The organism is Nocardioides pyridinolyticus (assembly GCF_054653575.1).
The window spans coordinates 57263-77662 of record NZ_BAAIFY010000020.1; the positions used below are offsets into that span (position 1 = coordinate 57263).

General features: G+C 71.5%; 26 protein-coding genes and 1 riboswitch. Of the genes, 21 read left to right on the forward strand and 5 right to left on the reverse strand.

The genetic code is table 11. The features are described 5' to 3' along the window. Positions 1–192: 192 nt before the first annotated feature. Positions 193–1137: a non-homologous end joining protein Ku gene (gene ku, locus ACYQ0U_RS16565; RefSeq protein WP_459974876.1), complete on the reverse strand. Its 945-nt coding sequence runs from the start codon at positions 1135–1137 to the stop codon at positions 193–195. A gap of 157 nt (positions 1138–1294) precedes the next feature. Between ku and ligD (ACYQ0U_RS16570) the strand changes: the two genes are divergently transcribed. The 9 genes from ligD (ACYQ0U_RS16570) (at position 1295) to ACYQ0U_RS16610 (ending at position 8782) form a co-directional block, all read left to right on the forward strand. After that, positions 1295–2203 carry a non-homologous end-joining DNA ligase gene (gene ligD / locus ACYQ0U_RS16570; RefSeq protein ID WP_459974936.1) on the forward strand — a complete coding sequence of 303 codons (909 nt, stop codon included), beginning with the start codon at positions 1295–1297 and terminating at the stop codon, positions 2201–2203. Beyond that, on the forward strand, positions 2200–2892 hold the full coding sequence (locus ACYQ0U_RS16575; protein ID WP_459974878.1) for a L,D-transpeptidase family protein: 693 nt from the start codon (positions 2200–2202) through the stop codon (positions 2890–2892). The genes ligD (ACYQ0U_RS16570) and ACYQ0U_RS16575 overlap by 4 nt, the downstream gene beginning before the upstream one ends. After that, the gene (gene ligD, locus ACYQ0U_RS16580) at positions 2889–3794 is read left to right on the forward strand and encodes a non-homologous end-joining DNA ligase (protein WP_459974880.1); all 906 of its coding nucleotides are present in this window, start codon (positions 2889–2891) and stop codon (positions 3792–3794) included. Before ACYQ0U_RS16575 ends, ligD (ACYQ0U_RS16580) begins: the two co-directional genes overlap by 4 nt. 126 nt (positions 3795–3920) lie before the next feature. Beyond that, positions 3921–4448, forward strand: coding sequence for a COG1361 family protein (locus ACYQ0U_RS16585; RefSeq protein ID WP_459974881.1), 528 nt, complete (start codon positions 3921–3923; stop codon positions 4446–4448). 151 nt (positions 4449–4599) lie between these two features. Beyond that, positions 4600–5178, forward strand: a complete 579-nt coding sequence (locus ACYQ0U_RS16590) for a S24/S26 family peptidase (protein WP_459974882.1) — start codon at positions 4600–4602, stop codon at positions 5176–5178. Positions 5179–5222: 44 nt separating this feature from the next. Then, positions 5223–5912 (forward strand): response regulator transcription factor, encoded by a 690-nt coding sequence (locus ACYQ0U_RS16595; RefSeq protein ID WP_459974884.1) that lies wholly within the window; start codon positions 5223–5225, stop codon positions 5910–5912. Continuing rightward, on the forward strand, positions 5905–7113 hold the full coding sequence (locus tag ACYQ0U_RS16600; protein ID WP_459974886.1) for a histidine kinase dimerization/phospho-acceptor domain-containing protein: 1209 nt from the start codon (positions 5905–5907) through the stop codon (positions 7111–7113). Before ACYQ0U_RS16595 ends, ACYQ0U_RS16600 begins: the two co-directional genes overlap by 8 nt. A 41-nt stretch (positions 7114–7154) precedes the next feature. Next, entirely contained in the window at positions 7155–7949 is a 795-nt protein-coding gene (locus ACYQ0U_RS16605) for an HAD-IIA family hydrolase (RefSeq protein WP_459974888.1), read from the forward strand. A gap of 179 nt (positions 7950–8128) precedes the next feature. Beyond that, positions 8129–8254, forward strand: a riboswitch (cyclic di-AMP (ydaO/yuaA leader). Positions 8255–8269: 15 nt separating this feature from the next. Then, the gene (locus tag ACYQ0U_RS16610; RefSeq protein WP_459974890.1) at positions 8270–8782 is read left to right on the forward strand and encodes a C40 family peptidase; all 513 of its coding nucleotides are present in this window, start codon (positions 8270–8272) and stop codon (positions 8780–8782) included. Between the two features lies 1 nt (position 8783). On the opposite strand, the gene ACYQ0U_RS16615 is transcribed toward ACYQ0U_RS16610, so the two are convergent. Continuing rightward, positions 8784–9350 carry a hypothetical protein gene (locus ACYQ0U_RS16615; protein WP_459974892.1) on the reverse strand — a complete coding sequence of 189 codons (567 nt, stop codon included), beginning with the start codon at positions 9348–9350 and terminating at the stop codon, positions 8784–8786. A 170-nt stretch (positions 9351–9520) separates the two neighbouring features. Here ACYQ0U_RS16615 and ACYQ0U_RS16620 point away from each other — a divergent pair, with 170 nt between their 5' ends. From ACYQ0U_RS16620 to ACYQ0U_RS16635, 4 genes are all read left to right on the forward strand, one after another. Beyond that, a complete protein-coding gene (locus ACYQ0U_RS16620; protein WP_459974894.1) occupies positions 9521–9934 on the forward strand; it encodes a hypothetical protein in 414 nt (137 codons plus the stop codon). Beyond that, positions 9934–11292 carry a hypothetical protein gene (locus ACYQ0U_RS16625; RefSeq protein WP_459974896.1) on the forward strand — a complete coding sequence of 453 codons (1359 nt, stop codon included), beginning with the start codon at positions 9934–9936 and terminating at the stop codon, positions 11290–11292. Before ACYQ0U_RS16620 ends, ACYQ0U_RS16625 begins: the two co-directional genes overlap by 1 nt. A gap of 119 nt (positions 11293–11411) precedes the next feature. Further along, complete coding sequence (locus ACYQ0U_RS16630) at positions 11412–12119, forward strand: hypothetical protein (RefSeq protein ID WP_459974898.1); 708 nt, start codon at positions 11412–11414, stop codon at positions 12117–12119. Positions 12120–12406: 287 nt separating this feature from the next. Continuing rightward, positions 12407–12664 (forward strand): hypothetical protein, encoded by a 258-nt coding sequence (locus tag ACYQ0U_RS16635; RefSeq protein ID WP_459974900.1) that lies wholly within the window; start codon positions 12407–12409, stop codon positions 12662–12664. Between the two features lie 46 nt (positions 12665–12710). On the opposite strand, the gene ACYQ0U_RS16640 is transcribed toward ACYQ0U_RS16635, so the two are convergent. Next, a complete protein-coding gene (locus ACYQ0U_RS16640; protein WP_459974938.1) occupies positions 12711–13145 on the reverse strand; it encodes a hypothetical protein in 435 nt (144 codons plus the stop codon). Positions 13146–13297: 152 nt separating this feature from the next. Then, positions 13298–14476 carry a hypothetical protein gene (locus ACYQ0U_RS16645; protein WP_459974901.1) on the reverse strand — a complete coding sequence of 393 codons (1179 nt, stop codon included), beginning with the start codon at positions 14474–14476 and terminating at the stop codon, positions 13298–13300. A gap of 417 nt (positions 14477–14893) precedes the next feature. Here ACYQ0U_RS16645 and ACYQ0U_RS16650 point away from each other — a divergent pair, with 417 nt between their 5' ends. From ACYQ0U_RS16650 to ACYQ0U_RS16685, 8 genes are read left to right on the forward strand one after another with little or no spacing between them, the layout of a single operon-like run. After that, positions 14894–16156, forward strand: coding sequence for a TadA family conjugal transfer-associated ATPase (locus ACYQ0U_RS16650; RefSeq protein WP_459974903.1), 1263 nt, complete (start codon positions 14894–14896; stop codon positions 16154–16156). After that, positions 16156–17007 carry a type II secretion system F family protein gene (locus ACYQ0U_RS16655; protein WP_459974905.1) on the forward strand — a complete coding sequence of 284 codons (852 nt, stop codon included), beginning with the start codon at positions 16156–16158 and terminating at the stop codon, positions 17005–17007. Before ACYQ0U_RS16650 ends, ACYQ0U_RS16655 begins: the two co-directional genes overlap by 1 nt. Further along, a complete protein-coding gene (locus ACYQ0U_RS16660) occupies positions 17004–17909 on the forward strand; it encodes a type II secretion system F family protein (protein WP_459974907.1) in 906 nt (301 codons plus the stop codon). The genes ACYQ0U_RS16655 and ACYQ0U_RS16660 overlap by 4 nt, the downstream gene beginning before the upstream one ends. Positions 17910–17919: 10 nt before the next feature. Continuing rightward, positions 17920–18114, forward strand: coding sequence for a hypothetical protein (locus tag ACYQ0U_RS16665; protein ID WP_459974909.1), 195 nt, complete (start codon positions 17920–17922; stop codon positions 18112–18114). Further along, on the forward strand, positions 18111–18494 hold the full coding sequence (locus tag ACYQ0U_RS16670) for a TadE/TadG family type IV pilus assembly protein (protein WP_459974910.1): 384 nt from the start codon (positions 18111–18113) through the stop codon (positions 18492–18494). Before ACYQ0U_RS16665 ends, ACYQ0U_RS16670 begins: the two co-directional genes overlap by 4 nt. Continuing rightward, on the forward strand, positions 18491–18940 hold the full coding sequence (locus tag ACYQ0U_RS16675; protein WP_459974911.1) for a hypothetical protein: 450 nt from the start codon (positions 18491–18493) through the stop codon (positions 18938–18940). The genes ACYQ0U_RS16670 and ACYQ0U_RS16675 overlap by 4 nt, the downstream gene beginning before the upstream one ends. Continuing rightward, entirely contained in the window at positions 18924–19367 is a 444-nt protein-coding gene (locus tag ACYQ0U_RS16680; protein WP_459974912.1) for a Tad domain-containing protein, read from the forward strand. The genes ACYQ0U_RS16675 and ACYQ0U_RS16680 overlap by 17 nt, the downstream gene beginning before the upstream one ends. A 55-nt stretch (positions 19368–19422) precedes the next feature. Next, positions 19423–19824, forward strand: a complete 402-nt coding sequence (locus ACYQ0U_RS16685; protein WP_459974914.1) for a GFA family protein — start codon at positions 19423–19425, stop codon at positions 19822–19824. Between the two features lie 19 nt (positions 19825–19843). On the opposite strand, the gene ACYQ0U_RS16690 is transcribed toward ACYQ0U_RS16685, so the two are convergent. After that, on the reverse strand, positions 19844–20383 hold the full coding sequence (locus ACYQ0U_RS16690; RefSeq protein WP_459974916.1) for a PadR family transcriptional regulator: 540 nt from the start codon (positions 20381–20383) through the stop codon (positions 19844–19846). Positions 20384–20400: the final 17 nt, after the last annotated feature.

A 20400-nucleotide genomic window follows, 5' to 3' on the forward strand; every position in this document is an offset into this window, starting at 1 on the left:
GCCTCGCAGTCGTGCGCGTAGAGGTCGGGCCTCCGCTGGCGTGAGCTCGTCGGAGCCGGGAACGGGAGCGGTCGACCTTTCGGCGCAATTGCGCTGAAAGGACGACTCAGGCGCGGTGCGGGCTGCACTTGCGGCGCAATTGCGCCGCTTGGGCGACGGCGGAGCTCGCCGACTCCGCCCGGCACCGAGACCTCAGCTGGCCTTCTTGGCGGCGGCCTTCTTCGTCGTCGACTTCTTGGCGGTCTTCTTGGCCGCCGTCTTCTTCGCGGGCGCCTTCTTGGCGGTGGACTTCTTCGAGGCGGTCTTCTTCGCCGGCTTCTCGTCCTCGTCGTCCTCGTCGTCCTCGTCATCGGCGGACGACTCGCCCCGGGCGGTCTTGGCCGCGTCGACGGAGCGCTGGAGGGCGGCGAGGAGGTCGACGACCTCGCCGGAGGACTTGGTGGAGGTGGCGGTGCGCTTCACCTCGCCGCCCTCGATCTTGGCCTTCACGAGCGCCTCGACGGCCTCGGCGTAGTCGTCCTCGAACTCGGTCGGGTCGAAGTCGCCCGCGAGGGTCTCGACGAGCATGTTCGCCATCTTGACCTCCTGCGGCTTCACGTCGCCGGTCTCGACGGAGAAGTCGGGGGTGCGGACCTCGTCGGGCCACATCATCGTCTGGAGCACGATCACGTCGTCCTTGACCCGCAGCACGCCGACGGTCGTGCGCTGCCTCAGGGCGACGGTGACGACGGCCATCCGGTCGGCGTCGAGGAGGGCCTGGCGGAGCAGGGCGTACGGCTTGGCGCCGCTCTTCTCCGGCTCGAGGTAGTACGACTTCTCGAACAGCATCGGGTCGATCTGCTCGGAGGGCACGAACTTCTCCACGGCGATCTCGCGCGACGACGTCGACGGCAGCTCGGCCATGTCGTCGTCGGTGAGGATCACCATCTCGCCGTCCTCGGTCTCGTATCCCTTGGCGATGTCGGCGTACGCGACCTCCTCGCCGTCGAGCGAGCAGACCCGCTGGTACTTGATCCGCCCGCCGTCCTTGGCGTGCACCTGCCGGAACGAGACGTCGTGGGACTCGGTGGCGGCGTACAGCTTCACGGGCACGCTGACCAGCCCGAACGACACCGCGCCCTTCCAGATCGCACGCATGGGGAAGCCTCTCTGGTTGTCGACCACGGCCAGTATGACCGTCGCGCAGCCCTCCACTCATCGAACGCCTCGCCGGACGTCCTGGTGGGGGTTGTACCCGAACACGGACGTCAGACGCCTGTTGTACGGCGACAGGCATGATGTCGGCATGCAACCCATGCTCGCTACCCGGGGGACCGCAGTGCCTTCAGGCGACGCGTGGGTCCATGAGGTGAAGTGGGACGGCATCCGGATCCTCGTCGAGGACGGCTCGTCCGGCCCTCGGCTCTTCAGTCGCAACGGCAACGACGTCACGGTCGCGTGGCCCGACATCGCCGGGTCGGCCTCCTCCCGCGACCTCGTCCTGGACGGCGAGATCATCGCGATGAACGATCGCGGCCTCCCCGACTTCCGGGTGCTGCAGGATCGGATGCACGTCCGCGACCCGAAGAAGATCGAACGCCTCGCCCGTTCGGCTCCCGCCTTCTACATGGCCTTCGACCTCCTACGTCTCGACGGTCGGGAGCTCCACCACGAGCCCTGGGAGGTCAGGCGCGAGCTCCTCGAGAGCATCGACCTGCAGGGCTGGCAGGTGCCGCCGACCTACGAGGACGGCGACATGCTCTGGGCCGCCACGCGGGAGCAGGGTCTGGAGGGCGTGGTCAGCAAGCGACGGCGCTCCCCCTACGCGTACGGGGTCCGGAGCGCGGACTGGATCAAGCTGCCCCACCGGCACCGGCTGTCCTACGTCGTCGGCGGCTGGCGCCCGCAGGAGGGCACGTCCGACCGCCTGGCCTCGCTGCTCGTGGGGGAGCTGACCGCCGACGGGCTGCTCTACCGCGGCCGGGTGGGCAGCGGCATCGGGCCGCGGCAGGGTAAGGTGCTGGCCGGGCTGGTCGCGGAGCTCGGGCGTGAGGCGAGCCCCTTCGACAACGAGGTGCCCCGCGTCGACGCGCGCGGCACGCACTGGCTGGACCCGGTCCTCGTCGTGGACATCGACACGCACGGCCGCGGGTACGAGCGACTGCGGCAGCCCTCGTTCCAGGGCGTCCGCACCGACCTCACACCGGAGGACCTCCTCGCATGAAGATCCTGGCCGCACTCGTCCTCGCCCTCACCCTCCTGGCGCCGCTCCCGGCCGACGCCGCCGCTCCGCGGCACGTCCGCCTCGACGGCGTCACCGTGAACCTGAAGGCCGGCACCACCCAGGTCGTCACGGTCAACCACACCGGCGGCCACCACGCCCGGGTCACGCTCTGGGCGAAGGACGGCGACGGCTGGGAGCGGCGGCTCCAGGCGACCGATGGCCGGATCGGCTACGGCGGGCTGGTCCGCGGCGTGGACCGGCAGCAGGGGACCGGCACGACCCCGCTCGGCACCTACGAGCTGCCGTGGGCCTTCGGCCAGGTGGCGGAGAAGCGGGCGTGGAAGCTGCGCTACCGCAAGGTCCGCCACGGCGACTACTGGGTGCAGGACAACGCCTCGGCGTACTACAACCGCTACCGCAACAAGAGCCAGGGCGGCTTCCGGTGGCGGCTGCCCGCGAGCGACCCAAACTCCTCCGAGCGGCTCCAGGACTACCGGCAGCAGTACGAGTGGTCGATCGTCACCAGCTTCAACCAGCGCCAGGTGCGCCACCGCGGCTCCGGGATCTTCCTCCACGTCAACGGCTCCGGAGCGACCGCGGGATGCGTGAGCGCGCCGCGCTGGTTCATCCGCGCGCTGATGTTCCGCCTCGACCCCGACCGCAGGCCCGTCATCGCGATCGGCAGGTGAGCGTGGCGGAGAAGGAGGAGGTCCGGGTCCAGGTCGACGGGCGCACGCTGACGATCAGCAACCTGCACAAGGTGCTCTACCCCCGCACCGGCACGACCAAGGGCGAGGTGCTCAACTACTACGCCCAGATCGCGCCCGTCCTGCTCCCGCACCTCGCCGGCCGCTGCGTCACCCGGATCCGCTGGCCCCACGGCGTCCAGGACACGAGCTTCTTCGAGAAGAACGCCCCGGGCGGCACGCCGTCCTGGGTGCACACCGCGAAGGTGCCGACCACCGGCTCCCGGGCGCAGTCCTCGAGCGACACGCTCGTGTTCCCGATCGTGGACGACCTCGCCACGCTGACCTGGTTGGTCAACCTGGCCGCGCTGGAGCTGCACGTGCACCAGTGGACGGTGGGTCGGAACAACCAGCCCCGGGGAGCGGACCGGCTCGTGATCGACCTCGACCCGGGTGAGCCGGCGGGGCTCCACGAGTGCTGTCAGGTGGCGCTGCTCGTCCGCGAGAAGCTGGCCGAGCGCGACCTCGAGGCCCGGCCGGTCACCAGCGGCTCCAAGGGCCTGCACCTCTACGCGACGCTGCCCCAGCGGCTGGCCCCCGACGAGTCGACCGCGCTCGCCAAGGAGGTCGCGGAGGAGCTCCAGGCCGAGCACCCGAAGCTGGTGACCGCGACGATGACCAAGGCGAAGCGGTCGGGGAAGGTCTTCCTGGACTGGTCGCAGAACGCCGGCTCGAAGACCACGATCTCGCCGTACTCCCTCCGCGGGCGGGAGCACCCGACGGTCGCCACACCCGTCTCGTGGGCCGAGGTCGAGGGCGGTGCGGAGGACCCGCTGGAACTCGGCCAGTTCCACTTCGAGGAGGTCCTCGAGCGGGTGTCCGAGCGCGGCGACCTGTTCGCCTGAGGCGCCCGGCGCCGCCCGGCATCTGTTACCCAACGGTGGCTCTCCGGTGGAGATCGTGTGGATCTGGCGTGGAACCGGCGGCCCTACCTTCATGGATGTAGCACCTGAAGCACCGGGGGGATGCTGATGACCACGACGACGATTGCCGCCATGGCGAGGAAGTTCCTTCTTCCTGTGGGCAGCGTCGTCGGTGCCGGCGTGCTGGCCATGGTGATGGGCGTCCCCTGGACAAGTGCCAGCGAAGGCTCCTCCGGGATCCGGCTGCTGGCGGACGACGACCAGGGCGCGACCTTGACCATCACCAAGATCGAGCCCGGGGAGTCTGTGTCGCGGAGCGTGACCATCCGGAACTCGGGCGGGTTGGCCTCGCGACTGTCGTTCCAGGAGACAGGAGACCCCTCACCGTTCGCGGACGGTGAGCTCCACTTGGTCATCGACCAGGACGGAAGGACGTTGTACGACGGCGACTTCGCCGCGATGAGCGACATCGCGCAGGACGTGGGAACGGTCGATCCGGGGGGGTCGAGCACGTTCACGTTCACGGTTTCGCTCCCGGAGGAGGCGCCGTTCGCCAACCAGGGCGAGCCGGCGACGGTCGCGTACACGTGGGTCAACTCGGATCCCGGGCGTGCTGAGGGTTCGTGGAGCGACTGAGCACCACGACGGGATGACAAACGACCGGCCGCGCGTCTGGGGGGAGCGCGGACGGTCACCGGCCGACCGGTGACGGGTCGGGCAGTCCGGCGCTGTTGGGGGGAGCGCCGGACGCCCGCCCGGACGAACCACACTCGGAGAGTCCCTGACCATGGAGATCACCACCTCCCCGCACCGCCCGGCGTCGACGCCGTGGGGGCGGCTGGTCGCGCTCGTGGTGGTCCTCGCGCCGGTGACCGTACTGGTCCTCCTGCCGATCGGTCTGGGTCTCCAGCGCTACGTCGTGACCGGCCACTCGATGGCGGGTGACGGTCCCGGCTCCATCTCGCGCGGCAGCGTCGTCTTCGAGCGATCCGTCCCGGTGAGCGACCTGCGGCCCGGCGACGTCATCACCTACCGCCCGCCGGCCTCCGCCGAGACGGACGGCCTGGTGACCCACCGCATCGTCGACATCGGCCCGCACGGCATCCGCACGCAGGGCGACGCCCGCTCCGAGCCGGACCCGTGGCTGCTGGAGCCCGACGGCCCCGTGGTGCCCCGCGTCGTCTTCGCGCTGCCGTACGTCGGCTACGCCTACCTCGTCCTGGGTGGCCCGCTCCAGTGGGTGCTGGTCGCGGCTGGTGTGGGCCTGCTGATGCTGGCGGTGAGCCGTGCGGCGCGCCGCACGAAGCCCGCCCTCACGTCGGCTCCCCCGGACCGGATCCGGGCCGGCGCGGGGGCCGAACAGTGACGACTGTCAACGAGCCCGGGGTCGCGCCCCCTATGCTCAGGGCCATGGCGCAACGAGTTCTGGTGGTGGAGGACGAGGAGGACATCGCGTTCCCCCTCGTGCGCACTCTGGAGCGTGAGGGGTACGACGTCTCCTGGGTGGACAGCGGCCAGAAGGCCCTGGACACCCTTTCGTCGGCTCCGGAAGTGGTGATCCTCGACCTCGGGCTGCCCGACATCGACGGGCTGGAGGTCTGTCGTCGTGCCCGCGAGGCCGGCTTCGAGGGGGCGATCATGATCGTCACCGCCCGGGCCGGCGAGCTCGACCGTGTGGTCGGGCTCGACTACGGGGCCGACGACTACCTGGCCAAGCCCTTCGGGCTGGCCGAGCTGCAGGCGCGCGTGCGCGCGCTGTTGCGCCGTACCTCCTCGCCCACGACGGCCGAGAAGCAGGCCACCGACGGCCTGCGGATCGACGTGGAGGCCCGGCGTGTGTACGCCGGCACGGAGGAGGTCCCGTTGACCGGCAAGGAGTTCGAGGTCCTGAACATCCTGGCCGCCAACCGGGACAAGGTGGTCTCCCGTGGTCGGCTCATGGCCGACGTGTGGGACGAGAACTGGTACGGCTCGACCAAGACGCTGGACGTCACGATCGGTCGATTGCGCCAGAAACTCGAGAGCGTGGGTGTGACGGATCGGGTCGTGGCCGTTCGGGGCGTGGGTTTCCGCCTCGAGGGCGGCACGGACGATGCGTGAGCGCCTGACCGTCGCCTTCATCGTCCTGACAGTGGTCCTGCTGCTGGGAGCGGGCGTCGTGCGCTCCTTCGTGCTGCGCGACCTGGTGCGGGAGCAGGAGGCGCAGCAGCTCCAGCAGGAGGTGGGCCTGATCGCGGCGATCGTCGAGGATCGCCAGTCCTCCGGCGGCGCCGTCGACGAGGAGTTCCTCCAGGCGCTGGTGGGCCCGCAGACCCGCCTCGAGCACGACCCGAGGCGGGGCGCGCCGGTGGTCGTCGAGGGCGACGACTACTCCGGCGACGACGACCCGTCCCAGGACCTGGCGGTCACCGAGGAGGTCGCGGGCGGCACGATCACGCTCAGCCAGTCCGACGAGGTCATCAAGGACATCGTCGGGCGCGACCTGGGCTCGATCGTGGCGCTGTTCCTCCTCATCGGCGTGGTCGCCGGCATCGCCGGCTTCGTGATCGCCTCGGCGCTCTCCTCGCCGTTCCAGCGGCTGGCCGTCGCGGCCGGCAACCTGGGTCGCGGCCGGTTCGACCTCGAGCTGCCGAAGACCCGGATCCCCGAGGCCCGCGCGATCTCGACCGCGCTGCGCTCCAGCGCGCTCCAGCTCGAGCACCGCGTCCACCGCGAGCGCGACTTCGCCGAGCACGCGTCCCACGTCCTCAAGACCCCGCTCACCGGCCTCCGGCTCGAGCTCGAGGAGCTCACGCTGCGCGACGACGTCCCCGAGGACGTCAAGGAGGCCGCCGCCCGCAGCCTGGCCGCCGTCGACGACGTCAGCGCGATCGCGGGCGAGCTGGTCGAGCTGTCCCGCCGGGGCAGCCTGGTCGCGGGCTCGGAGCTGCCGCTGGTCGACCTGGCGACCCAGCTGGCGCAGCGCTGGGCGGACCGCCTCGGCGTCCGCAGCCGCACGCTGACCGCCGCGGCCGAGGGCAACCTGGCGCTGACCTACACGCCGGGCCCGGTCGAGCACGTCACGGACCTGCTGCTGGCCGACGTGGTCCGTCGCAGCAGCGGGCTGGTGCGGCTGGTGTTCCACGGCGAGGAGGCCGGCCAGCTCCGCATCCGGGTGGAGGCCGAGGGTCGGGCCGCCGAGAACGGCGAGGACACCCTGGACCGGATCGGCCAGGCCCGCGCGGTCGTGGAGTCGTTGGGCGGACGGGTGCTGGGCGAGCACCCCGCGGACGGCATCGAGGCCCTGCTGCCTCGTCGCTAGGGGGCCGCTAGGGGGCCGCTAGGTGCTGGGAGGATGGCGCCATGACCTCGCGGCCGATCGAGACCTGGCTGACCGACATGGACGGCGTGCTCGTGCACGAGGACGTGCCGATCCCAGGTGCCCAGGAGTTCATCGAACGGCTCAAGGCCTCCGGCCGCCGGTTCCTCGTGCTCACGAACAACTCGATCTTCACCCCGCGCGACCTGCGGGCCCGCCTGCTCGGCAGCGGCATCGACGTGCCCGAGGAGGCGATCTGGACCTCGGCGCTCGCCACGGCGCAGTTCCTCGCTGAGCAGCGGCCGAACGGCACGGCGTACGTCGTGGGCGAGGCGGGGATCACCACCGCGCTGCACGACATCGGCTACGTGATGACCGACCGGGACCCCGACTACGTGGTGCTGGGGGAGACCCGCACCTACTCCTTCGAGGCGATCACCCGCGCCATCCGGCTGGTCGCCGCGGGCGCCCGCTTCATCGCCACCAACCCCGACCCGAGCGGGCCGAGCCAGCACGGCATGCTCCCCGCGACCGGGTCGGTCGCCGCGCTGATCAGCACCGCGACCGGACGCACGCCGTACTTCATCGGCAAGCCGAACCCCCTGATGATGCGCAGCGCCCTGAACCGCCTCGAGGCGCACTCCGAGACCACGGTGATGGTCGGGGACCGGATGGACACCGACATCATCAGCGGCCTGGAGGCGGGGCTGCGGACCATGCTGGTCACGACCGGCTCGACCCGTCCCGAGCAGGTCGAGACCTTCCCGTACCGGCCGACGCACGTGGTCGACTCCGTCGCCGACCTGATCGAGCTGGTCGCGGGAACCACAGCCGTGTGACTGTGTGACCTTCAACTACTCCTCGGTCACGGCTCCCGCGGGGAGTGTGGCCGGGGCCACGCGGATCCGGGGTGGGCGGTTCGCGCGCGCCCGGATCGTGTGGTTACGGTCCTGGCTCGCCTGCACCAGGCAGGCACCCGCCCCGGCACGCCGAGTCCTGCCCGCCGGGGGCACGGGATCGAGTCCTCGGGCAGGAGTGGGGGACCCACCTTCGCCGCCGACGACACCGCCGGCGGCTCGGGGTGAAGCCACCAGCACGGTGGCCGGACACCTTCTGCGTCCGAACCCGACAGCTCACCTCACAGGCGCCGGAAGGAACCATGCTCACCAAGCACGTCCTGCGCGCCGTCGCGAGCGGCGCCCTCGCCGTCGGGCTGCTGGCCACCGCGCCGACCGCCGACGCCCACGCCGCCGCCCAGTCCTCGGAGCGCCAGCAGCAGTCGCACCGCGAGCGCACCGCGAAGAAGATCGTCTCCGCCCTGGAGATCGCCCGGAAGCAGAAGGGCGATCCCTACCGGTACGGCGCCGCCGGTCCCGGGGCCTTCGACTGCTCCGGCCTCACCTACTTCGCCTTCCGCCGGGCCGGCTTCGGCAACATCCCGCGGACGTCGTCGGCGCAGGCGGGCTTCGCCCACCGGATCAGCCGGGCCAAGATGCAGCGCGGCGACCTGATGTTCTTCTACGACGGCGGCGGCGTCTACCACGTCGGCGTGTTCGCGGGCGCCGCCAAGGGGCAGCGCTACGTGCTGCACTCGCCGTACTCCGGCACGCGGGTGCGCACCGACCGGGTGTGGACCGACCGGTGGTTCCCGGGGACGCTCCGCTTCCGCTGAGCTACTTCCACTCCACGGAGGCCAGCACCGAGTCGATGATCTGCTGCTGCTCCTGCGCCGGGGTGTCCCTGTCCAGGAGGAACTCGATCACGGCCAGGCTGTCGTTGTGGCTGGTGCCGAACTGCTCGAAGCGCGTGTAGGGGTCGTTGGGACCGGCGACGTGGTACCACTCCACCCCGGCGATCTCGACGGGGTCCAGCTGCTTCGAGCGCTTCCGGATGTCGAGGGTGTACTGGGCCAGACCCTCCAGTGAGGGCTCGTCCTGGCCCGGCAGGTCGCTGAGCGACACGTGGCTGTAGGAATCGGGGTCGTAGGCCTGGAGGAGGAACGTCGACAGCGGGTCGTTCTTCTTCCAGCCCTCGGGCGCGTTCATCCGGATCCGGTCCAGGTCGATGAGGAAGCCGGACGCCGGCTCCACCGCAGGCTCGGACGCCGACGGGTCGGCGGCGGCGGACGTCGTCGCGTCGGTCGGCGTACCGGTGGGGACGGCCTCCGGGTCGTCGCCGTCGCCGCACCCGGCGAGCAGGAGGGTCGCCGCGACGAGACTGGCGAGGATGGTCCGGCGCAAGATGGGGCTCCTGGGGGTCCGAGAGTGGTGACGACCGTAGCCGGTCGAGATCGGTCTACCCGTCCTGGTTTCGTTCTACCCCGGCCTGGGCAGGGGACTTCCCGGAGTGAAGGCAACGGCGGGACGCGGACGCGCGGCCACGCTCTCGGGCACAGGGGGAACACAGCAGAATGAGAGTTCTCGATTTTCTCGGCACCATCGGGGTCGACCGCGAGACGATCGGCCGGATCAGCGCGATGCTGGAAGAGACCGGCGGGATACTCCGGGAGAGCCGGCCGTCGGGCCAGACCGAGGGGGCGTTCGGCGCGTCGCCCGCGGGCCGTGACCTCGACGCCCAGACGATGACGGCGCACCACCACGTCGTCGAGGCACTCGAGGAGATGATGGCGGGCTTCCGCGCGTTCGCCGGCAATGTCGAGAAGTTCGGCACCGACATCCTCGGCCTCGACGAGGACGTGCAGGCGCAGCTCCTGCGCGGGACCCGCGCGGCCGCGACGTACGCCTCCGACGGCGACTTCCACGACAACGGCATCGCCCCTCCGGCTTCCGACGGGGGCGGTGCGGGCCACGGGGGTGACCACTGATGCCCGGTCCGGAGGAGCGCCGGCTGATCCAGGCGCTGAACGGCATCATGCCGGGTCGCGCCGGCGGCGGTGCGCAGGAGTGGGACGAGTGTGCTGAGATCCTGGTACAGCTCGGTCAACGCCTCCACGCGACCACGATGCCGATCCCGCCCGGCGAGGCCGGCGCGCAGACCGCGCAGGCGATGGACACCGCGTTCAAGCGCTCGGCGACCGCGATGATCGAGCGCGCCGAGAAGCTGCGCCACGGCGTCCGAGCACTGCGTGACGCCCAGGGCGTGATGGAGGACGCGCGCACGGCGTACGAGACCCTCGGTCCGGAGACCTCGGGCCCAGGTGAGTTCCGGTCCACCGCGGACCCGAAGTCCCCGGAGTACATCACCGCCAAGCAGCAGCACGGCGCCGCGGAGGCGGCCCACCTCGAGGAGCAGCAGCGCCGCGAGCGCGTCTCCAAGCATTGGGCCGACCAGCTCGACGCGACGTTCACGAAGTCCGCGGGCACCATGCGCGAGATCCACGGTGAGCCGCCCCCGCCGCCTCCGCCGAGCGGCTACCAGGGCAGCCACCGGGGAGTCTCGGCGCCCGGTGGCGGCGTCGGTGGCCACACCGCCCCCTCCGGTGGCGGCGTGGGCACTCCCGGCGGCCGCGGCGAGCACCACCTCGCCCCCACGGGTGGCGACGTCGGCACTCCCGGTGGCAGCGGCGGCGAGCACAACCTCCCGCCCACCGGCAGCGGCGGCACGCCGCAGGGCACCCCGCTGACGCCCTACGACCCGGGCACGCCAGGGGGTACGACGACCGTCGGCGGCACCACCGGCGGGGGCGTCAGCCCCGCGGCCGGGCTCGGTGTCGCCGGGGCCGCAGGCGGTGCCGCTGCGGGAGGCATCATCGGTGCCGGCCTCGCCACGGGAGGCCTCCGCGGCGCCATCACCCCGGCCCTGGTCAACCCCGGCACCGCCGCGAGCGGTGTCCGCGGGATCGGCGCCACCTCACGCACCGGCGTGTCCGGTGCCCTCGGTCGCCCGGCCGGCGTGTCCGGCACGCCGGGCGCGGGCGCGGCCAGCTCCGGAACCGCTGCCCGGAGCGGCTCGGCTGCCCGGTCCGGGGTCGGCGCCGCGCGTAGCGGTGCCGCCTCGGCGGGCAGTCGTGGGTCCGCGGGTGGCCGCGGGACCGGCGCGGCTGTGCGGGGCGCAGGAGCGCGCGGCTCGGCCGCCGCCGGCGGCGGTGTGGCACGTCGTGGCGGTGTCGCAGGTCGCGGCGGTCGCGGCAAGGACGAGGAGCGCCGCGGCCAGGACGACCCGTTCGAGGCCCCCGAGGACTGGGTGGGCGAGGACGAGGCGTCGCCGGCCATCCTGGACTGACCTCTTCGTTGAGTTGGGCCTTGCGCCCCGTTGAGTCGGGCCTTGCTCCCCATTGAGTCGGGAGTTTCTGACGGTCGCCGCCAGGGGATGACCTGTCTGTGAGGGATGTGAGCCGTGCCGTGCGCACCAACCGGATAGTGCTGACGGTGTGCACGCTCGGGCTGCTGCTGGCGCTCGGCGTGCTCGCCGCCATCGGCGGCGGCACCACGCGGTCCTCCGTGGGACTGATCGGCCTGGCCCTCATCCTGGCCGGGGTCGGTCTGGTCACGCTCGACGCCTGGCTGTGGTTCCCGCGGCCGGAGCTCCGGGTGGTCGCCGGTGGCACGCGCCTCCAGGGCGTGATCAGCGGTCCCGTCGCGATGGTGCTGGTCGCGGCCGGCCTGACGCTGATCGCGGTCTCGTTCCTGCTGGCGTCCAGCCTGGAGGACGTCAGCCCGGGGCGGCGCGGCGCCGGCTGGGCGTACGTCGTGGTCGTGGCCGCTCCGGTCATGCTGGCCGCTGCGGTGGCGCTGCTCGTCCGCCGCGACCAACTGCTGCTCACTCCGGAGGGGATCGCGGCCCGGCGCGTGGGCCGCACCCGCGCGGTCCGCTGGGACCAGATCCGCCAGGCGGAGCCGGTGCCTGACGACCCCGGTCTGGGGCTCCGTGTCACCGGCGCCGACGGCTCCTGGGTGCTGGTGTCGACCCGCCAGCTGGCCCTCTCGATCGGCGAGCTCGCAGCGGTCGTCCGGCACCTCGGGGCGACTCCGGCCGACCGGCCCCGGCTCGCGACCGTGGAGGCGCTGCCGCTGATCGACGGATTGCGCCGGGGAGTGGCCCAGCCGTGATCGACGCCGCGCCCGACCACCCTCCGCCGGACGACCCGTTCCCCGGCGCCGTCCGGCTCGTTGTCCACAGGTAGCGGAGCGGACCTGGTTTCACCGGTCCACCTGCGGAAAAGACTGCCCCCGCTCCGAGCGCCGCCCCCACGTTGAATCGTGGGTTCTGGCCCGTTGAATCGGGAGTTGTTCCCGGGGCTGTGGATGACCCCCTCGGACGGTCGGTGGTCGCGCTGACAGTGGCGAGCAGCCGCGGTCCGGACGGGTCGCGGACGTCCCGCTCGGAGGAGAACCCCATGACCACGTCCACGCACGCCGACCTCAGCACCAACGTCCCCTCAGCGCGTCCTCGCTGCGAGTGCCTCCATCGCAGCCCACTCGGCGAGGAGGAGTGCGGTCGCCCGGCCGGATACCGGGTCACGCTGATCTGCGTGATCGAGGACTGCGACCACGCGGCGCTGGTCCTGCTGGCGTGCGCTTGCTGTCTCCGCGGCTGGGAGGCGGCAGCGGCCCACAACCCCGATGCACCACAGATGCGCGTTCGGCGCATCTGAGCCGGGCCTCCTCAGCGGCTTCCGGGACGGCCTGGTCCAGAGCCGGTCACCAGCTGCTGGTGACCGATGCCAGACAGTCGTCCTCTGACCTGGAGGTAGGACACGCGACGAGAAAAGCCGGGATGACACGCTCGAACTCCGCGGCCCCCACCCGGTAGCGGACGGTCACGCTGTCACGGACATCGTAGGCGTCGGCGGTTATCCGGTAGCCGAGAATGAGCATGTAGACCGCCCCCGGCTCCAGCGTGGCGCCTTCTGCCGGCACCTGGAACCGCCGCGCGACGGCCGCAGGTGGATAGCCGGGCATCCTCTGGTTGAAGTCGTCACGGCGTCCCGGCATCCCCAGGCGTGCGCCCAGGAACTCCAAGGCCTTGTCTGCTCCATCCGGAGTGACCGAGACGATCGTCGCCGGCTCGGCTCCGGTGTTCTGGAAGGTCTCGAAACCGTCGCTGAAGACCTCTCCCACGTTGCCGGCCTTCACCGACCACACGTGGGGTTCGGTCCCGGGGACCGGACCTCCGTCCGCTGGTCCAGTCGGCGGCGGATTGTGTTCGCTCCCGGGCGCACACGCGGCCGTCGCGAACACGATTCCGACCGCGAGTGCCCCGAGGAAGCGGAGACAGGCGCCTCGGCTCACGTGACTTCTCGAACGAACGCAGAGTTCGACAAGGACGATGAGTTGCTGCCGCAGTAGCGTGCCGTTTCGCCCGCATCAGGGTCGATCGTCAGTGACGTGCTCGACGTCTGGGTCTGCTTGTTGTCCAAGTACGTCGTGATGGAGCTGGTGCTTCGCGGTGGCTTGACCGTGATGGCGAACCAGCCGCCCCAGCTCGTGGTCACGGTGTCCTTGAGGATCACTTCGCTGTTCACCGGGCCGGTGATTCGGCAGGTGAAGTCCGGGTTGTTGCTTACAGGCTTGGTGAACTCCAACGTCTCGTACGGGCGCCACTTCCACAGGTTCAGCGGGGTCGGCGGGGGCGACGGAGGCGGGCCGCCGTAGCACCAGGCTCGGTACCGCCGATACCTCCACTGCATCTTGACCAACTTGCTCGTGTCGTGCGGCCAACCTGGAGAGACGGTCAGGGAGTCGCTCTCGTTTCTCGAACCTTCAAGGCCCGCTGTCATGGCGCTGTCGCTGCTGTAGGCCGCGATCTCGAGGTCGGACTGCTTGGTGGTCGTGAACGAGTAGTGGAGCCTTGAGTGGGTCAAAGTCCGGCTGACCTTGAGCGGAACCCAGACCTTCTTGTACTTGTTCTCCGGAACGTAGGCGTAGTTGCACGTCTTCGGCGAGGCGTCCAGACCGACGGCGTCCGGTGCGGCTCCGAAAGCTCCCATGTCGGGAGCGTCGGCCGGCCCACTGGTGTCCTGATCTGTCTCGACGTCGCCAGCGCCAGCAATCCACGTGGTGTCGTCAACGAAGCCGGCGGCTGGTGCGGCCGCCGTGGCCTGGTCGCTCTGCTCGACCTGACCGATGCCTTCCTGAAGGACCAACGGCGAGGAGTCCGAGCCGGTGGCGTCTCCGGGTGCGGCGAAGTTGTAGATCAACGGCTGCCCGTTGAAGAACGTCCTGGCCTCCAGCAAGGTCCCTGCAGGGACCGGCAGGTCGTCCACGGACCACGATCCGTCCGCAGAGGTCGTCACGGTGGCCACGAGGGTGGCCCGCTGGATGTTGTCCACGTCGTCATGAAGGGCGACCACGGTGACGTCCACCCCCGCCGCCGGAGTCCCGTCGTGTTGGAGGAGCTGGCCGAACAGCAAGGGTGCGTCGGCTGCCGTCGACGAGGGAACGTCGACTGCGCTCACCATGGTCATGGCGCTCAGCGCCCCGACGGCTAGTCCCATTCGCCATGTGTTTCGTTGCCCCAGGATGGTCCTCCTCGACCTGCACCCCTCCTGTCGGGCGCTCAGGATTCGTTGAGCGGGACACCACTGGGAGTCCCAGCGGTGAACCCTCTTGTCACTGAGCCGGATGGTCGAGCTGCGTCTCGGGCCGTTCGGCAGGTGCGGCTGGATCTGCAACGCCTGAGTATGGCGTGCGTCACGTTCCAGCTGAACAGCAAGGGCATGGTCTAGACCTCGGGTCGCATATCGAACGGGTCGCGCGGTGCTTCTCGCCGCCGCTGCCCTCCGCGCGTCTGGCTCGTTGTCCACAGGTAGCCGAACGGACCTGGTTTCACCTGCCCACCTGCGGAAAGACTGCGCAGGAGAAGGAACCACTCGGGGGACCTGATGTCTTTGACCCATGCCGCCACCAGCGGCGCCCACGACCAGCTCGTCGAGCAGCTCGACCAGCACGTGCGCGAGCTGGTACGCCGTGAGGCGGTCGACCCTCAGCGCGACGCGGCCGTCGTCCGGCGCATCGCCGAGGGCGTCGTCCGGGCCCACGACGACCGCAGTCTCACCGGTCAGGTTGCGCCGGTCCCCGACGTGGAGTCGATGGTCGGCGAGCTGGTCGCGCGGGTGTCGGGCTTCGGGCCGCTCCAGCCGTTCCTCGACGACCCGGCGGTGGAGGAGGTCTGGATCAACGACCCCAGCCGCGTCTTCATCGCGCGCCACGGTCGCCACGAGCTGACCAACCTGGTGCTCAGCTCCGCGCAGGTGCAGGAACTGGTGGAGCGGATGCTCAAGTCGAGCGGCCGCCGCATCGACCTCAGCCAGCCATTCGTCGACGCGATGCTCCCGGAGGGGCACCGGCTGCACGTCGTGCTGGAGGGCATCAGCCACGGGTTCTCGGCCGTGAACATCCGCAAGTTCGTGCTCCGGGCCGCGCGGCTGCGCGACCTCGTCGAGCTCGGCAGCCTGACCGCGCAGGCCGCCGCCTTCCTCGAGGCGTCGGTGCGCGCCGGGGTGAACATCCTGGTCGCCGGCGGCACCCAGGCCGGCAAGACCACCGCCCTCAACTGCCTGGCCGCCGCGATCCCCGGGGGCGAGCGGGTCGTGTCCGCGGAGGAGGTCTTCGAGCTCCGCTTCCCGCACCCCGACTGGGTCGCGCTCCAGACCCGCCAGAGCGGACTCGAGGGCACCGGCGAGATCCGGCTGCGCCAGCTGGTCAAGGAGAGCCTGCGGATGCGGCCGAGCCGCATCATCGTCGGCGAGGTCCGGGCCGAGGAGTGCTTGGATCTGCTGCTCGCCCTCAACGCCGGCCTGCCCGGCATGTGCACCATCCACGCCAACTCCGCGCGCGAGGCGCTGGTCAAGATGTGCACGCTCCCGCTGCTGGCCGGCGAGAACATCTCCGCCCGCTTCGTGGTCCCGACGGTCGCGTCGAGCGTCGACCTCGTGGTCCACCTCGGCATCGACGAGCACGGCGTACGCCGCGTGAACGAGGTCGTCGGCGTGCCGGGCCGTGTCGAGAACGACGTCATCGAGACCGAGACGGTCTTCGAGCGCCGCGGCGGCGAGCTGCGCTGCACCGGAGGTCGCCCGCCGCATCCGGAGCGCTACGAGCGCACCGGGCTCGACGTGCACCGGATCCTGGCCGGGGACCCCTGATGGGCGCGCTCGTCGGTCTCGGCGTCGGCCTCGGGCTGATGCTCGTCTGGAGTGCGTTCTTCCTGCCCCGGTCCACCACGCCGGCCACCCGGACCGGCCGCACCGCCGACCTGTTGTCGCGCGCGGGCCTCGGCGGGGTATCGGCCACGGGGTTCGTCGTGCTCTGCCTGGTCTGCGGGATCGTGACCACGGCGCTCCTCCAGGCCGTCTCCGGTACGCCGCCGGTCGCGGTCGTCTTCGGCCTGATGGGCGCCTGGCTCCCCGTGGCCGTGGTGACCGGCCGCGCGCGGCGCCGGCAGCGCGAGCTCGCCGAGGTCTGGCCCGAGGCCGTCGACAACCTGGTCTCGGCGGTCCGCGCGGGCATGTCGCTGCCGGACGCCCTGTCGGCGCTGGGGACCCGAGGTCCCCAACCACTGCGCCCGGCGTTCGACCAGTTCGCGCTCGACTACCAGGTCACCGGGCGGTTCGGCGAGTGCCTCGACCGGCTCAAGGAGCGGCTCGCCGACCCGGTCGGCGACCGCGTCATCGAGGGCCTCCGCGTCGCCCGTGAGGTCGGCGGGGGAGAGCTCGGCCGGCTGCTGCGCGACCTGTCGGCGTACCTCCGCGACGACCTGCGCACCCGCTCCGAGCTCGAGTCGCGGCAGGCCTGGACGGTCAACGGTGCCCGCCTCGCGGTCGCGGCGCCGTGGCTGGTGCTGCTGATGATGTCGTTCCAGTCCGACGTGATCCGGCGCTACGCCTCGCCCGCTGGCGTCGTGGTGCTCACCGTCGGCGCCGTCGCGTGCGTCGTCGCCTACCGGCTGATGATGCGCATCGGCCGGCTGCCGGTCGAACGGCGGATCCTCTCGTGAGCCCCACGACGTGGGGGGCATTGCTCGGCGCGACGTGCGCGGGCGGGATGCTGCTGGTCGCCGCGCGGGTCCGGGTGATCCGCCGGCCCCAGCTGGCCGTCCGCGTCCTGCCCTACGTGCGCGACCTGCCCCAGGCGCGGGGCTCCTCGGTGCCGACCGACCACTCGCCCGTGCGGATGGCGGCCGACCTCGTCGAGCGCGTGCTGGGCGGCACGACCACCGTGCGACGCCGACTCGAGCGCGCCGACCTCGACCTGACCGTGCACGAGTTCCGCGTGCAGCAGGTGCTCTGGGGCGTCATCGGCTTCGGTGTGGCCGCCGCGCTCGGCGTGCTCCGGATGTTGACCGCGCCGGCGTCGTCCGCCGTGACCTGGCTGCTGGTCTGCGCGATCGCCTTCGTCTCCGGCGTCCTGGTCCGCGACACCTGGCTCACCAGCCAGGTGCGGTCGCGCGAGCGCCGGATCCTCGCGGAGTTCCCCACGGTGGCCGAGCTGCTCGCCCTCTCCGTGGCCGCCGGCGAAGGACCGGTCGCCGCCCTCGACCGCGTCGTACGCCGCAGCGCCGGCGACCTCTCGCGCGACCTCGCCCGCGTGCTGGCCGACATCCGCACCGGCGAACCCGTCGGCACCGCCTTCGACCGGATGGCCGCGTCGACGGGTCTCCCGGTCGTGGCCCGCTTCGCGCAGGGCATCGCGGTCGCGGTCGAGCGCGGCACCCCGCTCGCCGACGTCCTGCACGCCCAGGCCACCGACGTCCGTGAGGCCGGACGCCGCGAGCTGATCGAGACGGCCGCCCGCAAGGAGGTCTTCATGATGGTCCCGGTGGTGTTCCTCGTGCTGCCGGTGACCGTGCTCTTCGCGTTCTGGCCGGGCGTCATCGGCCTGAGCATGACCACTCCCTGAGGAGGAACCGATGGAACACCTGACCCTGACCATGGCCCGGATCTGGCTGGCGCTGACCGCGCCGCGGGTCCGTGACGAGCGCGGCGACGTGCCCGGCTGGGTGATGATCACCGTGATGACGGCCGGCATCGTCGTCGCCCTCACGACGATCGCGCAGCCGCAGCTCAAGGCGATGCTCGACTCCGCCCTCTCGTCGGTCAGATGACCCGTCACGACGAGCGCGGGTCCGCCGTCGTGGACTTCGTGCTCGTCCTCGTGGTGCTGGTCCCGCTCGTCCTCGGCATCCTGCAGGTCGCGCTCGTCCTGCACGTGCGCAACACCCTCGCGTCCGCCGCCGCCGAGGGCGCCCGGTACGCCGCCACCCTCGATCGCGGCCCGGCCGACGGCGTCGCCCGGACCCGGAGCCAGATCGACGGCGCCGTCTCGGGCCGGTTCGCCCAGGACGTGGCCGCCCACCCGGCCACCGTCGACGGGGCGCCCGGCGTGGAGGTCGTCGTCCACGCGACCGTGCCCGCGCTCGGCCTCGGCGGTCCCGGCATCGAGCTCACCGTCACCGGCCACGCCGTGGAGGAGCAGCGGCCGTGAGGACCAAGGACGAGCGCGGCAGCGCCCTGGTCGAGCTGGTGTGGCTCGGCGTGCTGCTGCTCGTCCCGCTCCTGTGGATCGTCGTCTCCGTCTTCGACGTGCAGCGCGGTGCGTTCGGCGTCAACGGCGCGACCCGCGCCGCCGGGCGCGCCTACGCCCTCGCCCCGAACGACGCCGCGGGCCGGGCCCGCGCCGAGGCCGCCGCCCGCCAGGCGCTCGCCGACCAAGGGGTCGACGAGCCGGTCGACGTGCGGATCACCTGCTCGCCGTACCCCCACGACTGCCACAGCGGCACGTCGGTGATCACGGTGCGCGTCGCCTCGCGGGTCGACCTCCCGCTGCTGCCGGACTTCCTGGGCGGCGACGCCCCGAGCATCGCCCTCGACGCCACCCACACCGTGCCGATCGGCCAGTTCCAGGAGGTGTCCGGTGCGGCGCAGGACTGAGGAGGGCCAGGCGACGATCCTCGTCGTCGGCTTCGCGTTCGTGCTGCTGATGGCGATCGCGATGGTCGTCGACGCGTCCGCGGCCTACCTCCAGCGGCAGGGCCTCAACACGGTTGCCGACGGCGCCGCCCTGCGCGGCGCCGACCTCGGCGCGACCGGCCGCGAGGTGTACACCGGCGGCGTGCCCGAGGGCAGGCTCGACCTCACCGCCGACGCCATCCGCCGGGCCGTGCACGACCACCTCGCCGCCAGCGGCGCCTACGCGGCGTACCCCGGTCTCACCTTCAGCGTCGACATCGACCAGGCCACCGAGACGGTGACCGTGCACGTCGAGGCGCCGCTCGACCTGCCCCTCACCGTCCCCGGCTCGCCCGAGATCGCCACCATCGGCGCGAGCGGGTCGGCGGTCGTGGTCGCCGAGCGGTGACCGCGCGAGCGGGGCCTCCTTGACGCGGCGCGATCCGTCCGGCCTACCCTCGCGCGTGACCCCAGAGACGCCCCGGGCCACCGGCCAGTGCCTGTGCGGTGCGATCACGTTCTCGGTCCTCGGCGAGCTCCGCAACGTCTACAACTGTCACTGCCACCGGTGCCGGCGGTTCACCGGCCACCACATGGCCGCCACGGCGACCGATGCCGCCGATCTCGTCGTCGACGACGAGGGCGGCAACCTGCGCTGGTTCCATCCCGCCCCGGAGGCCGGCTACGCCTTCTGCCGACAGTGTGGGTCGTCGCTGTTCTGGCAGTCCGACGACACGCAGCACACCTGGATCTGCGCGGGCACCCTGGATCCGCCGACCGGGCTCTCGACCGAGCAGGCCTGGTGGGTGAGCGAGGCCAGCGACTACCACACCAGGCCGCCGCTGCCCGAGCGCGAGACCGAGTGACGACTCGGCGAGCCCGCGGCTACCGGGAGCTGCGCTCCTCCAGGAGCTCTCGCCAGAACCTCAGCGCGGTGTACTCCAGCTCCAGCCCCAGCTGCAGGGGCACCATCCGCGCCGCGACGTCCTCGCGGTCGGAGAAGCGGGTCTGCATGGACTCGTAGACGTCGATCCGCTCCTCGTGCTGGCGGATCTGCTCCCGGGCGAGGTTCAGCACGTCCTCGGGCCGGGCCAGCTCGCCGAAGAAGAGCTTCAGCTCGGCGACGTCGCGGACCTGGAGCTGCTCGGTGGTGGGCTCGGCCAGCCAGGCGGTCACCGCGCGGCGGCCCTCGGGGGTGATCGTGTAGGTCTGGCGACGCCGTCCGGTCGGCTCCACGTCCAGCTCGAGCAGGCCGAGCTCCACCAGCCGTTTCGGCTCGGAGTAGAGCTGGGCATGAGGGAAGGGCCAGAAGTAGCCCACCGAGTGGTTCACGGCGCGCTTGAGGTCGTAGGACGTGCTGGGTCCGCGCACCGCCACCATGCCGAGTACGACGTACGACGTGGTCGTCAGCCGATCCATTGACATGGTCCGAACCGTACCGT

Bases quoted from the DNA above. Each gene is read 5' to 3' on its own strand.
- ACYQ0U_RS16665 (WP_459974909.1), top strand. From the start codon at position 17,920: ATGGAACACCTGACCCTGACCATGGCCCGGATCTGGCTGGCGCTGACC.
- ACYQ0U_RS16620 (WP_459974894.1), top strand. From the start codon at position 9,521: ATGAGAGTTCTCGATTTTCTCGGCACCATCGGGGTCGACCGCGAGACG.
- ACYQ0U_RS16605 (WP_459974888.1), top strand. From the start codon at position 7,155: ATGACCTCGCGGCCGATCGAGACCTGGCTGACCGACATGGACGGCGTG.
- ACYQ0U_RS16645 (WP_459974901.1), bottom strand. From the start codon at position 14,476: ATGACCATGGTGAGCGCAGTCGACGTTCCCTCGTCGACGGCAGCCGAC.
- ACYQ0U_RS16650 (WP_459974903.1), top strand. From the start codon at position 14,894: ATGTCTTTGACCCATGCCGCCACCAGCGGCGCCCACGACCAGCTCGTC.
- ACYQ0U_RS16690 (WP_459974916.1), bottom strand. From the start codon at position 20,383: ATGTCAATGGATCGGCTGACGACCACGTCGTACGTCGTACTCGGCATG.
- ligD (WP_459974936.1), top strand. From the start codon at position 1,295: ATGCTCGCTACCCGGGGGACCGCAGTGCCTTCAGGCGACGCGTGGGTC.
- ACYQ0U_RS16635 (WP_459974900.1), top strand. From the start codon at position 12,407: ATGACCACGTCCACGCACGCCGACCTCAGCACCAACGTCCCCTCAGCG.
- ACYQ0U_RS16625 (WP_459974896.1), top strand. From the start codon at position 9,934: ATGCCCGGTCCGGAGGAGCGCCGGCTGATCCAGGCGCTGAACGGCATC.
- ACYQ0U_RS16585 (WP_459974881.1), top strand. From the start codon at position 3,921: ATGACCACGACGACGATTGCCGCCATGGCGAGGAAGTTCCTTCTTCCT.
- ACYQ0U_RS16610 (WP_459974890.1), top strand. From the start codon at position 8,270: ATGCTCACCAAGCACGTCCTGCGCGCCGTCGCGAGCGGCGCCCTCGCC.
- ACYQ0U_RS16655 (WP_459974905.1), top strand. From the start codon at position 16,156: ATGGGCGCGCTCGTCGGTCTCGGCGTCGGCCTCGGGCTGATGCTCGTC.
- ACYQ0U_RS16590 (WP_459974882.1), top strand. From the start codon at position 4,600: ATGGAGATCACCACCTCCCCGCACCGCCCGGCGTCGACGCCGTGGGGG.
- ACYQ0U_RS16670 (WP_459974910.1), top strand. From the start codon at position 18,111: ATGACCCGTCACGACGAGCGCGGGTCCGCCGTCGTGGACTTCGTGCTC.
- ACYQ0U_RS16575 (WP_459974878.1), top strand. From the start codon at position 2,200: ATGAAGATCCTGGCCGCACTCGTCCTCGCCCTCACCCTCCTGGCGCCG.
- ACYQ0U_RS16600 (WP_459974886.1), top strand. From the start codon at position 5,905: ATGCGTGAGCGCCTGACCGTCGCCTTCATCGTCCTGACAGTGGTCCTG.
- ku (WP_459974876.1), bottom strand. From the start codon at position 1,137: ATGCGTGCGATCTGGAAGGGCGCGGTGTCGTTCGGGCTGGTCAGCGTG.
- ACYQ0U_RS16595 (WP_459974884.1), top strand. From the start codon at position 5,223: ATGGCGCAACGAGTTCTGGTGGTGGAGGACGAGGAGGACATCGCGTTC.